The following is a 12,313-nucleotide window of genomic DNA, read 5'->3' as shown; positions in this document are numbered from 1 at the left end:
CAGAGATGCTCAATTCATGTCATATTAGTATTAAACTCTTTTCGCGGGACGACGCATGAATAGCGCAACGTCATTTGCGAACTATCCGGAGGGGAAGGCATGAAGGAAATGAACGAACTAAAGAGGAAAGTGCTGGAACTGCTTAAAGAGGACGCGAGAAGATCTACTTCACTCTTAGCTACGCTACTTGGTGCGGAAGAAGAAGACGTAAAGACGGCGATTGGGCAATTAGAGAAAGATCATGTAATTGTTAAGTATGCTGCCGTTGTAAACTGGGATAAAGTGGATGATGAAAAAGTGACCGCTCTGATTGAGGTGCAGATTACACCCGAACGGGGTCGCGGCTTTGAAGGCATTGCGGAAAGAATTTACCTGTATCCACAAGTGAAATCCGTGTACCTGATGTCAGGTGCCTACGATCTCCTGGTAGAAGTGGAAGGCCGGAATTTACGTGAGGTGGCCAATTTTGTTTCCGAGAAGTTGTCTCCAATTGATTCAGTACTCTCAACTAAAACGAACTTTACCCTTAAAAAATACAAACAGGATGGGATCATCTTCGAGGAGCATGAGGAAGACAACCGTCTGATGATCTCTCCATAAAGGAAGTAATCATATGATCACGAATAAAACGCAGCTAACTGGAGAAGACAGCAAATCTATGAATTCTTATTTGGCCCCGCTAGTACAGCAAATTCAGCCTTCGGGTATTCGTAAGTTTTTTGATCTGGCTGCAGGCAGCAAGGATATCATATCACTTGGAGTCGGGGAGCCTGATTTTAAGACCCCGTGGCATGTCAGAGAAGCTTGTGTCTACTCGCTGGAAAGAGGGTTTACAGGATATACATCCAATGCAGGTATGCCCGAGCTACGGGAGGGAATTGCGAATTATTTGCATACCCGTTTTGCAGTGGATTATGATCCTGCTAATCAGATTATAGCAACGGTCGGCGGAAGCGAGGCTATTGATCTGGCCTTGCGTGCATTGATTACACCGGGCGATGAGATTCTCATACCCGAACCTTGCTATATTTCCTATTCACCGATAACGGCTATTGGCGGGGGAATTCCGGTAGGTATTGAAACGACTGGAGAGAATAACTTTAAGCTAACGGCAGAGAGTTTGGAAGCCAAGATTACTCCGCGCTCCAAAGTTTTGATTTTGTGCTACCCGAGTAACCCAACCGGAAGTGTGATGACCCGAGAGGATTGGGAGCCGATCGCCAAGGTTGTAGAGAAGCATGATCTTATTGTAATTTCTGATGAGATTTATGCGGAATTGACTTATGGAATTAATCATGTAAGCTTTGCCGCACTGCCAGGTATGATGGATCGTACGATTCTGGTCAGCGGCTTCTCCAAGGCTTTTGCTATGACCGGATGGAGAATGGGTTATGCTTGTGGTCACCCTGACTTAATCTCCGCTATGCTTAAGATTCACCAGTACACTGTGATGTGTGCTCCCTCTATGGGCCAGGTGGCTGCACTTGAGGCACTGACCAATGGGATGGAAGAGAAGGATCGAATGGTCGATTCTTATAACCAGCGGCGGAGGCTGATTGTTAAAGGTTTGCATGATGCCGGACTGGAGTGCCATGAACCACAAGGTGCATTTTATGCTTTTCCTAGCGTGCGCAAAACGGGACTGACTTCTGATCAGTTTGCACAACGATTATTGCTTGAATATAAGGTGGCGGCTGTACCTGGAAGTGTCTTCGGTTTAGGTGGTGAAGGTTACTTACGCTGCTCCTATGCTACATCAGTAGCGCAACTGAATGAAGCTATAGAACGCATTGGTTCTTTTGTCACACAACTGGAACGAGAGAGAATGGAATAGAGAAAATTGGACTATAGCCTATCCTATAATCCTATGGTATTATTTTACTTTGAGAGTAATTAACCCCTATATTAGAAACTAACAAGGATGCATTTTACTCTGGAATTAAGCGTTGCTTTGAAGTTGCTTTTATTACTTTAATGACATTTTGTGGCACGCGCTCAATAATACTTTTAGGAGGGATGATTGTGCTTAGTGCCGATTATTACTTACCTTCCTATGGAGGGCAGTGTTTTTCTGGAAGCGGGAAACTGTCCCCCAAGGGTGATGCTTCTGCTCGCATACTCTCTCTGGAAGATGAAATTAGAATACTCCGTAGCAAAATGGAGCAGCTTTTTTTGCAGGAAAAATCATTCACTTCAGATAATGTGATTGAAATTAGCAGTTTACTGGATCTCAAGATAAATGAATACATGAAGGGGCGTCCAGTTGGGAAATAACGTCGCTACATGCTGTTAAAGAGGACCCTGGGGTCCTCTTTTTGTTGTTCCTTTTTAAGCTCATACCTCGCAATATTGCAGTCACTATTGGAGAGGATATGTTATACTCTTCATTTGCCATTTTTATATAAGAAAGCTTAAACTAGCATTATGTGATTTGAAGAATGGATAGGAGGAGTAAGCCATGGTGATCTATACACGCACGGGTGATGCGGGTCAAACTTCAGTAATTGGCGGCCGGGTTGGCAAGGACGATGTCCGAGTTGAAGCTTACGGAACCATTGATGAACTAAATTGCTTTGTAGGGCAGGCACGGAGCCTGATGGAGGACGATAAGTTTGATGATGTACGCGAGCAGCTGCTGGAAATTCAGCATGAGCTATTCGATTGCGGCACCGATCTGGCTTTTATTAAGCTAGGTGATGGTGGTCAATATATGGTAACAAGTGAGATGGCTAAACGGCTGGAGGGCTGGATTGATGATCTTCAAGCAGAGAATCCGCCACTAGAAAAATTCATCCTCCCCGGGGGCAGTCCGTTAGCTTCGGTTCTACATGTGTGCCGTACGGTTTGCCGCCGGGCGGAACGTCGGGCAGTTACACTTGGACGAAATGCAGACATTAACCCGGAAGCAGTTATTTATTTGAACCGGTTATCCGATTATTTCTTTGCACTGGCTAGGACGGCTAATACACGGGCAGGGATTACTGATGTAGAATATATTCGCAGTAAAAAGGTGTTCCGGGACTAATATGACTAGCTATTACTCACCTATTACTTACATTATACCGCCTGAAGAGGATGACTGGCTCTTGAAGACGATCCTGCATAAACGGATGGATGTCTCACGTAAATTGTTGTCACGGCTTAAGCAAACAGAACAAGGCATTACCTTAAATGGTGAACGTGTCTATATCAGCGTACATGTTAAGGCAGGCGATATTGTACAGATTCGCATGGAAACAGAGACTTCAGATGATATTTTACCGCAACCGATTCCCTTTGAAATTCTATTTGAAGATGAGCATCTGCTCGTAGTAAACAAGGCAGCAGGGATCATCGTGCATCCCACACATGGACATTACACGGATACACTGGCTAACGGAGTAGTTCATTATTGGGCGCAAAAAAATGAACGCTTCCGCTTTCGACCCGTCCATCGTCTGGACCAGGAAACCTCCGGTGTGTTAATCATCGCCAAGAATCCATATAGCCATCAGCATATTTCTGAGCAGATGATTGCGGGTACAGTGGACAAACGTTATGCTGCATTTATTCATGGGGCTCCTTTGGAGCCTTTCGGCGATATTGACGGACCTATTGACCGTGATCCTGAGGAGCCGCATCGGCGTATCGTGACACCGGATGGTTATCCTTCTCTGACTCGATATGAGGTTAAAACCGTATATGCACAAGGTTCAAAAGTTGAACTGAAGCTGGAGAGTGGTCGTACTCATCAGATTCGGGTCCATATGACCTCTATCGGCTGTCCTTTGATTGGTGACAGCATGTATCGTCATGAACTGTATAATTTACAGGAATTGAGTTCAACTCAAAGTGAACAGTTGGATTCCGTTGCAGCACTAGATGCTTCCATCCCACGTCAAGCTCTGCATGCGGTACGTCTGACGTTCAAACACCCAGTGCTTCTGCAGGAAATGATCTTTGAAGCACCTTTGCCGCCTGATATGGCGGCTTTGGAGGAGATACTGGAGCAAGGCCCGAAAGCGAATTTGAGGTAAAAATAATATTCAGGCTATGAAGTAATGAAGGGGAACACTTCGTAAGCATAGACTTCTCCGGATTTCAACCGTGATTAGCGGTATAATGGAGAAATTCTTGCGACAACAGCGGCCGGAAGTCCAAACATTCCCCGAAATTACGAATTATTAGCCGACCATTAAAGGAGCACAACATGAGCAAACTAAAAGTATATCAATATCCAAAATGCAGCACCTGCCGCAGCGCAGTAAAATGGCTACAAGCTCAAGGTCATGAGCTAGAGCTTCAAAACATCGCAGAACAGCCGCCTACCGTTGAGGAGCTGCGTGAATTGCTGGCCAATAGCGGACTTGAACTGAAAAAGTTTTTTAATACAAGTGGTGAAGTCTATAAAGCATTGGGTCTTAAGGACAAAATGGCACAGCTTAGTGAGCAGGAGAAGCTTGAGCTGCTCGCGAGCCATGGTATGCTAAATAAACGTCCGATTGTCACTGATGGCGTTAAAGTTACGGTAGGCTTTAAAGAAGATCAATATGCTGAAGCTTGGACCAATACTTCCAAGGCATAAATCCTAAAGGGGATGTCCGAACAGTCATATCATGGCTGTTGAGGCATCCCTTTGCTGATAGGTTTATGCTTATTATTTTCAAAGGATAAGAATAAGCTCCCATATGTGTAACTTTATGATCCCTTATCAGATTAAGTATTTTCTGATAGAATACTCTTTGTGCAATAGTATGGACAAGTGCTTAATAACAATACAATGAACGATTAAGGGAGAGGTTTATACATGAGAGCAGAAACAACGGGCCGTGTAATGCTTGTAGATGGAATGGCTCTGCTGTTCCGGGCCTTTTATGCGACCTCTTATGGAGGATATATCCGCAAGACAAAAGCTGGATTGCCTACGAATGCAGTGTATGGTTTTTTACAGTATTTTTTCGATGCAGTAAGCACATTTGAGCCTTCTCACGTCGTATGCTGCTGGGATATGGGCAAAGGAACGTTCCGCACCGAGAAATACGATGGTTACAAATCGAATCGGATTGAAGCGCCGTTAGAGCTGATTCCACAGTTTGATCTAGTAAAAGATGTAGTAGCTGAGCTTGGGGTGCCGAATATTGGACTTGCTGGCTACGAAGCGGATGATTGCATTGGTACGCTGGCTTCTTGTTACAGTGAAAATTCTGAGGTATATATTTTGACGGGTGACCATGATATGCTTCAGCTCATTGAAGAGAACGTTAAGGTCGTCATTATGAAAAAGGGACGCTCTAACTATAAAGTGTATGACCTTGCTGAATTGCTGGAGGAAAAGGGTCTAACCCCTAGACAGGTGATTGACCTGAAAGGCTTTATGGGCGATACCAGTGATAATTATCCCGGCGTAAAAGGGATTGGTGAGAAGACTGCGCTGAAGCTGCTGACCGAATACGGTACAGTTGAAGGTGTTATTGAGAATCTGCATCTACTTCCAAAAGGTGTGCGTACCAAAATCGAAGCAGATCTGGATATGCTGCATTTATCGCGAGAGCTAGCGGAAATTCGTTGCGACGTACCTGTGGTCTGCGGGCTGACGGAAGCCTTGTGGCAACTACAGCGGGAAACAGCTGCGCGCAAATTTCAAGAGCTGGAGTTCGGCAGCTTGATGCATTTGATCGCTGAGGTGCAGGACGAACGGGGAATTGTGCAGATTGAGTTAGGCGATTTAGGTTAAGGAGAGAGTTCTCTTCTTATAAGAAGACGAATAAACATAAAGGCAGGTCGAGGATATTTTCCTTGGCCTGCCTTTTTTATTGTCGAATCTCTGTATTATTTTATCTTTTAATGTCTTATTTTGACTAAATTTCAATTTAAGGTTTCTAATCCTAAAATTCTGTTTATTTAAAATCGGAAGGAAATATTTAGGTGATTATTTTCCATAGTAGGTGATGAGATGGAGATACTCTTGGTTACGCACAAGCTGCAGAAAATAGTAGAAAAGTATTGCACGCGGGCCATAGACGTAGTAAATGATTCAGAATTAGTACTAAGCAGTACCTTAGAGTTTTTACAGAACATTAAACCATCTGTAGATAGCATATTCATAACTGATGATGCATTATCTACGAGTATGGAACAGATCAGGAGTGATTTAAATAACCTTATCCGTTGGCTCATAGCTAACCAACAGTCAAATGTAAAGATTTTAATCCTCACCAGGGACATAAGGAAAGACATAGAAATGGAGAATCTCATCTCTAGATATCCGAATCTCCAAATAAAGACTTTCGAATACATACGTATTACACCAGGACTATTTCGTGAAGCTTTAGAGCAATTATCTGATACCAAACAGAAATTCAAACATGAGACAAAGCCTCACGAAAATAAGAATCATTCAAAGAATATCGACAAGAAAGGGTCATTTCTAGATCGTTTTAAACCAAAACCCAAAGCTCCACCTGAATTACAGGCCACGGATAGCCTTACTAGGGAACTTGATAAGGTTAGTCGCGGAATTAGTCGCATTGTGGCGATAACCGGTCATAGCGGGTGTGGAATCACTAGTACAACTATCAATGTGGCGAGTGAAGCAAGTAAACGAGGTCTGAGTGTATTGATCGTGGACCTGGATATCGAATATCGAAGTACAAATATGTATTTCAGCAGCTTTCATGAGCGTACCAAGCGGGATGAGGATATTAATGCTTCTCTCATTCGGACGCTAGCCAGACCTCAGGACTATTTGACCACGGCGTATCATTTAAAAGAAAATATGTGGCTGACGGGGCTTGGCTACAGTTTTTCCGATCGGAAATTAATGGAGCAATTTTATACCAGCTCTAAACTTGTCGGTCTGTTGTCCCTACTCCGGAACAAATTTAATTTAATCTTATTGGATCTGCCTATGAACTCCTTAGATCAATTTCGCGAAGCGTTAATTCATATTGACAGCTTTGGTTTGTGTATTCCTAATAATCTTTACGCTGTATTAAGCACTTTGAAGAATGTAGAAGAGTCGCTGGATAAGGAGAATGCAGCCTATTTGAATGCTAAATCTAAAGTCATTGTCACTAAATATAATGATCGTTCCAGATTTCAAGGCGATATTTTCACACCAGATAGGGTTAGTGCAGTTACGGCATCTGGCTTATTAGAAAGCTTTACATACGAAATGAAAGTAGCTGGACATGTCTCTTATGACACAGACTTCGATTCTCAGATCGAAACCGATGTGCCGCTTGTACATTCAAACAAAGACCATGAGCGGGCTTACGGAAATATACTTCTTAGATTACTGGAGGGGAGCAGTTAATGGATTTAAGCGGGCTTAAGAATGCGACACCCAATAAGCAAATGTTCAAACGGGTTGCAGCCTTGCTCTTTAGTATATTGATCATTGTGGTTTCTTACATGGTCATTACGAAAGCCAGCAAAGATGCCAGCGACGTGGTAGAAGTGCTACGAGTGAAGTCGAATGAGGGGATTCCGGCATTTGTAGTCATAACGGATTCTATGATTGAGAAATACAATATTATCAAAAAAGAATACACAGAGGATATGCTTTTGTCCGAGGATTTAGATTCAGTAAATGGCAAGCTTTCCGCCTATTATCTTCGAGGGAACAGCGTGCTTTACAAAGATCAGTTGCTGGATGAAAAACCGCAAAAGAATGAATGGCTCTATCAAGTGAATGAAAAGAACGAGGTGTTGACGCTTCCTTATAATTTTCTTGAGGTAGGTGGAGATATCTTGATGCCAGGAGACCGTGTTCGTATCCGTGTGTCTTATGAGGTTGAGGCGAAGGATGCCGCGGGTGGCAATCCCAACGCGATTTATTCCGAGTCAACGAATACGATCAAAAAAACAGAAGTGTTGTTTGAAAGCATTGTGGTGAAGGATATGCTCAACGCAAGCAGTCACTCCATCTACGAAGTCTATAAAGAAGTTCAGAAGCTAAACGAGGATAAAAAACAGAATGTCATGAAGAGCAAAGATTTCTTGAAGAACATTCAACCTAAAGCACTGCTTCTGGAGGGCACGAGTGCACAAATTAATAATTATGCCAAATACAAAGGTCTAAATGGAAATTCATTTCTGATCACCATACTTAGCAGAAAGAGTAGTGATGTCATCATTGACCAACTGCCTACTTTGGAGAAAGAGGTGGAATCGTGGATCGGAAACGAGGACTAGGAATCGACAGTATTTTTCAGAAAATATCCTCGAAGGATCTCGTCGGTGCTGAACTTCAGGAGAATAACCTGATTTACAGTGTGGTAGGCTTCATCCCTGCTTGCGATGGTGTAGATAATGCCATGCTAATAAGTAACTTAAGCTATCTGTTATCTCAAAAGGGCCTGAATACTTGTGTAGTTGACCTTAAAGTATTTTATCCAAACTTATATCAATTTCTAGATGTCCCTACTCAGAAGAAGGGTCAAGGATTAATTAAAGTGTTAAAAAGCGACAAGGTAGATTTCAGAGATGAATTACAACAGACCAAATATGAGAAGCTGTTCCTGTTATCACCTAGTCCACAGGATTTAATGGAGGAGTATTTTGACTTCGAGTTTGAGAATTTGGAGCGTGTTATTACTACACTTAAGCAAATGTTTGATATTGTGCTGATCGACATTCCCAACAACCCTCCATTGGAATTTTGTCTAGGTGCCATGAAATTTTGTCACATCGGCTTCTTTACGGCAACAGAGAGGATGGAAGCTACGATAAATATGGTGAAGCTGCTGGACTATGCCAAATCGGTTGGGATAAGTACGGCTAAGTTCACCAGCGTAGTGATGATGAATATCCAGCATATTGAATTCGACTATAAGGTTATGAAGGACATGGGTTTTAACATAGTCTCTGTCCTGCCACTTGTAAAGGATGCCGTAGTTCGTGCACATGAAGGCAGGCTATACATAAAAGATAACCCCCTAATCAATAAATATTTCAAAAAAGAGATCCAAAAACTAGCAGATCGGTTAGCGGATCAATAAAGGGGAGAGCGCACTTGCTGACACGTGGGAAAATTAGCGATATGCAGCAAAAGGTACTGCATCAGGTAGGTCCGAAGGAGAACATGGAGGATCTGACCACTAAATATACGACTATAAGCTTTGATGAGGCTTTGGAGTTATGTCAAAAGTATATTACTAAAGTAACAACACACGCTTATAGGCGGGAGAATGACCCAGCTCGAAAACGGGAAATGACGAAGGCATACATAAACGAATTTGTCGACGCACAGAAACCTTCGGTCGAGGGATATTATGATCTAGCAGAATTAAAAAATGCCCTAACGAATGAAATTACGCATTATGGACCTATCACCAAAGCCATGGAGGATCCCAGCATTGATGAAATTAGAGCCAATGGCCCTGATCAAATCTTTGTGGAGAGCGGCGGAAGAAGTCTGCAGTGGGATCAACAGTTCACAGACCGTGATCATATGGAACGAATTATATCTAAGCTCATAGGTGTCTCCAAGGTACGATTGATTCCTAAGATCCCAATGGTAAATGCCAGAACAATTGAAGGGTATCGAGTGAATGCCACGCATGCGGAGATTTCACCGTATGATCAACCGGCTTTTGTAATTCGGAAGTTTAGTAAGAAAAGTATTGTTCCAAAAATGCTGATCGAGAATAAATCCTTCTCATCCAATATGTATAAGCTGTTGTCGTTGATTCCGAAATCAGATTTGTCTTGGATTACTGTGGGACCGACAGGAAGCGGAAAGACTACGTTAAATGAAATTCTTGTGAAGGAGATCAATCCTTTATCTAGGATAATTACCATCGAGAATCCTTCGGAGATGAGATTGGTCCAAAGAGAAGATAATAGCGAACACGGCAGAGTGATGAATGATGTTCTGCAATATGAATCGGTCCCTGATGATGATGACTCCAGCCCAGCAACGATGGAAAATTTGCTGATTAATGCAATGAGACAGTCGCCTCACTGGATTGGACCAGGGGAGCTTCGAACACCCGGTGAATTTGCCACAGCGCTCCGAGCCGCACAGACGGGACATTATTTCTTTTCCACACTTCATGCGGAGGGAGATAAGGAAGCAATCTTCAGATTTCTTACGGCTTATCTAATGGCCTCTAATGAGCCAGCGGAGCTTGCACTTCGGAATATTTGCAGTGCTGTAAAGTTCGTGATTTTTCAAGAGAAACTGGCAGATGGCACTCGTAAAGTGACTTCTATTTCAGAAATTTTGGGCTCGGATGGCTTGAATCCACTGATTAATCAAATTTACCGATTTGATTGTGATGACGTTATTGAAGAGATGATCGACGGTAAGAAGACGCTTCGAATTGTCGGCAGACATTTACGTGTAGGTAAGATCTCTGAGAAGGTACAGCAGCTTATGCTCAAGGCTGGAATTAAGAGGAGCAGATTTGAGTTCTTTACCAAGGATCCTTTGGAGAGCGAAACAGAGGTGTACGAATTCGATGAATACAACTTTAATCATTAGTCTACTTCTAGGTACGGCTGCATTTGTACTATTTAACGCCATTTTTGAGGTCAAGTTTTTTCAAGGGGCTATAAGATATGTTCTCGACGTTATGGATACCCTCGCAGAGTACCTAGGCAAGTATAATACGAAGCGTTATGTCGACCGTATCAAGAAGGAACGAATCGTCAGGCAGAAGGAAAATATTTATGCGAAATACAATCGAATGGTAGAGGGCCTGATTTTGGATTTTAATATGCCATTTACCCTAGAGAGCTTTACCTCGATGTTATGCATTTGTTTCGCAATTATAGCTTTGTTAGTAGTGCTGCTCATGAATAGTGTTACGCTTTCTGTTGTAATCACCATTTCAATCTTTGTATGCTTGTTCACCTTTTTTGTAATGCAGTCTAGAGCCATTCAGACGGAACGGCTGGAGAACATTATGGATGCCGAAGATGTAATTTGCCCACTGGCCCGTGAAGGTGTACTTGTTGCGATTAAAAAGGTGATGGAGAGCGAGGAATATATCAGTCCTAACCTTAGGCCATATTTCCAGCAGTTTATAGACAATTGCGATAATAACGGCTATTCCTTTAAGCAAGCCATTACGCTATTAAATAGACAGCTTGGCCCTAAATTCGATAATTTCACGAAAAAAGCGGTTGTCTTCGAATATAACGAGAGAAAAGGAATGGCAGACATTTTTCTCGATATTGTAGATGAAAATGCCGTGCTGCGCGAGATTAACTCCAAGAAGGAACGGATTTTCAGAAAGATGAATCGTGATTTTATGTTTAAGACAGGAATCATTGTGCTATTTTTCTTATATGCATTGACAGTAAAGGATTTCAGACAATTTATGTTAGTAAGTAATGTGGGGAAATTGATTAACACTGTTTTGATTAGTGTCATTTGTTTAAGCTTTGCACGGAGCCAGGTGCTCCAAGGAAACGTCGGTACGGGTGGTGAGCGCAGATGATATTCCTGGTAAAGCTTATTGCTATGCTCTCTATCCTGTATTTGATCAAGATTCTGTTGTATCCCTTTTTCAAACCGGTGAGCCGAAAACAGAAAAAGCGTGCACGTCAATATATGAAGCAGCGTAAAAATGCGGCGTTCCAAGAGAGGTTCAGCCAATATAAACGTAGGATTGCCAAGAAATATATTAAAGGGCTTTTAGGCAGTGCGGAAAGACTCAGATTCAAGAAAATCATTGATCGGCTGGATCTTCAGAAGACCCCGGAGGAAATACGCACTGAACAATTGATGTACACGTTACTTGCTATCGTGATCATGCTGCTGTTATGGAAGGTCAACATCCTGCTTGGCTGTGTCTCCGCCATTTTCATCATGCTGGGCTGGCTCTACCCTGTAGTGGAGCTGGAGAAGATTATTGATAAGAAGAACAAAAATATATCACTGGATTTCCCAGCCTTTTATAGTATGGTCTACTACCAATATACAAAGTCGGTCAATATTCATTTCTCGGATGTCCTAAAGGATTACATTCCAAGTGCCAATCCGGATATTGCGGAGGAGCTTGGTGTGATGCTCGACAATATTGATTACGGAGAGGAATTTGCTTTTAAGCAGCTGAAGAAACGAATTCCAATGCATTATGTGATCAAGTTCTGCGACATTATGGAGACTAGGCTTAAAGGGTACGATAATGTGTCTCAGATGGCGTATCTCAAGAATGAACTGGATGGCTTCAGAATCAGGGCATTGGAAGAAGAGCTGGAGACTAGGCAGCGAAGCAGTGCAAGAATCCAATTTCTACTTATTATAGTATTGGCTATTTATATCGTTATGTACTATCTATTTACCATTCTGAGTTCAATGAAGATGTTTCAATAAGTCAAA

The 12,313-nt window shown here is 42.5% G+C and carries 13 protein-coding genes; all 13 read left to right on the top strand.

Going from position 1 to position 12,313, the window contains the following annotated elements; genetic code table 11:
- Positions 1–99 precede the first annotated feature (99 nt).
- The 13 genes from M2444_RS15545 to M2444_RS15485 all read left to right on the top strand — a co-directional run bounded on the left by M2444_RS15545 (position 100) and on the right by M2444_RS15485 (position 12,307).
- The gene (locus tag M2444_RS15545) at positions 100–600 is read left to right on the top strand and encodes an Lrp/AsnC family transcriptional regulator (RefSeq protein WP_094870551.1); all 501 of its coding nucleotides are present in this window, start codon (positions 100–102) and stop codon (positions 598–600) included.
- A 13-nt stretch (positions 601–613) separates the two neighbouring features.
- Positions 614–1,834, top strand: a complete 1,221-nt coding sequence (locus M2444_RS15540; RefSeq protein WP_280787400.1) for an aminotransferase class I/II-fold pyridoxal phosphate-dependent enzyme — start codon at positions 614–616, stop codon at positions 1,832–1,834.
- Positions 1,835–2,085: 251 nt separating this feature from the next.
- The gene (locus M2444_RS15535; RefSeq protein ID WP_052404481.1) at positions 2,086–2,274 is read left to right on the top strand and encodes an aspartyl-phosphate phosphatase Spo0E family protein; all 189 of its coding nucleotides are present in this window, start codon (positions 2,086–2,088) and stop codon (positions 2,272–2,274) included.
- A gap of 184 nt (positions 2,275–2,458) precedes the next feature.
- Positions 2,459–3,025, top strand: coding sequence for a cob(I)yrinic acid a,c-diamide adenosyltransferase (locus M2444_RS15530; RefSeq protein ID WP_094870549.1), 567 nt, complete (start codon positions 2,459–2,461; stop codon positions 3,023–3,025).
- 1 nt (position 3,026) lies between these two features.
- The gene (locus tag M2444_RS15525) at positions 3,027–4,016 is read left to right on the top strand and encodes an RluA family pseudouridine synthase (RefSeq protein ID WP_094870548.1); all 990 of its coding nucleotides are present in this window, start codon (positions 3,027–3,029) and stop codon (positions 4,014–4,016) included.
- A 173-nt stretch (positions 4,017–4,189) separates the two neighbouring features.
- Complete coding sequence (locus M2444_RS15520; RefSeq protein WP_094870547.1) at positions 4,190–4,564, top strand: arsenate reductase family protein; 375 nt, start codon at positions 4,190–4,192, stop codon at positions 4,562–4,564.
- A 222-nt stretch (positions 4,565–4,786) separates the two neighbouring features.
- A complete protein-coding gene (locus M2444_RS15515; protein ID WP_280787399.1) occupies positions 4,787–5,713 on the top strand; it encodes a 5'-3' exonuclease in 927 nt (308 codons plus the stop codon).
- 507 nt (positions 5,714–6,220) lie between these two features.
- Positions 6,221–7,294, top strand: a complete 1,074-nt coding sequence (locus tag M2444_RS15510) for a MinD/ParA family ATP-binding protein (protein ID WP_094870545.1) — start codon at positions 6,221–6,223, stop codon at positions 7,292–7,294.
- Positions 7,294–8,175, top strand: a complete 882-nt coding sequence (locus tag M2444_RS15505; protein ID WP_094870544.1) for a CpaB family protein — start codon at positions 7,294–7,296, stop codon at positions 8,173–8,175. The genes M2444_RS15510 and M2444_RS15505 overlap by 1 nt, the downstream gene beginning before the upstream one ends.
- Entirely contained in the window at positions 8,154–8,981 is an 828-nt protein-coding gene (locus M2444_RS15500; RefSeq protein ID WP_280787398.1) for a CpaE/TadZ family protein, read from the top strand. Before M2444_RS15505 ends, M2444_RS15500 begins: the two co-directional genes overlap by 22 nt.
- A gap of 14 nt (positions 8,982–8,995) precedes the next feature.
- Complete coding sequence (locus M2444_RS15495; protein ID WP_094870542.1) at positions 8,996–10,468, top strand: ATPase, T2SS/T4P/T4SS family; 1,473 nt, start codon at positions 8,996–8,998, stop codon at positions 10,466–10,468.
- On the top strand, positions 10,446–11,429 hold the full coding sequence (locus M2444_RS15490) for a 6TM ABC transporter family protein (RefSeq protein ID WP_094876490.1): 984 nt from the start codon (positions 10,446–10,448) through the stop codon (positions 11,427–11,429). Before M2444_RS15495 ends, M2444_RS15490 begins: the two co-directional genes overlap by 23 nt.
- Entirely contained in the window at positions 11,426–12,307 is an 882-nt protein-coding gene (locus M2444_RS15485; RefSeq protein ID WP_280787397.1) for a hypothetical protein, read from the top strand. Before M2444_RS15490 ends, M2444_RS15485 begins: the two co-directional genes overlap by 4 nt.
- Positions 12,308–12,313: the final 6 nt, after the last annotated feature.

This window comes from Paenibacillus sp. PastF-3, from assembly GCF_029893135.1.
Taxonomy (GTDB): domain Bacteria; phylum Bacillota; class Bacilli; order Paenibacillales; family Paenibacillaceae; genus Paenibacillus_AQ; species Paenibacillus_AQ nitricinens.
This window is presented reverse-complemented; position numbering and strand designations above follow the sequence as displayed.

Coding starts and splice junctions, on each gene's coding strand:
- M2444_RS15545 (WP_094870551.1), top strand. CDS start 100: ATGAAGGAAATGAACGAACTAAAGAGGAAAGTGCTGGAACTGCTTAAA.
- M2444_RS15540 (WP_280787400.1), top strand. CDS start 614: ATGATCACGAATAAAACGCAGCTAACTGGAGAAGACAGCAAATCTATG.
- M2444_RS15530 (WP_094870549.1), top strand. CDS start 2,459: ATGGTGATCTATACACGCACGGGTGATGCGGGTCAAACTTCAGTAATT.
- M2444_RS15525 (WP_094870548.1), top strand. CDS start 3,027: ATGACTAGCTATTACTCACCTATTACTTACATTATACCGCCTGAAGAG.
- M2444_RS15520 (WP_094870547.1), top strand. CDS start 4,190: ATGAGCAAACTAAAAGTATATCAATATCCAAAATGCAGCACCTGCCGC.
- M2444_RS15515 (WP_280787399.1), top strand. CDS start 4,787: ATGAGAGCAGAAACAACGGGCCGTGTAATGCTTGTAGATGGAATGGCT.
- M2444_RS15510 (WP_094870545.1), top strand. CDS start 6,221: ATGGAGAATCTCATCTCTAGATATCCGAATCTCCAAATAAAGACTTTC.
- M2444_RS15505 (WP_094870544.1), top strand. CDS start 7,294: ATGGATTTAAGCGGGCTTAAGAATGCGACACCCAATAAGCAAATGTTC.
- M2444_RS15490 (WP_094876490.1), top strand. CDS start 10,446: ATGAATACAACTTTAATCATTAGTCTACTTCTAGGTACGGCTGCATTT.
- M2444_RS15485 (WP_280787397.1), top strand. CDS start 11,426: ATGATATTCCTGGTAAAGCTTATTGCTATGCTCTCTATCCTGTATTTG.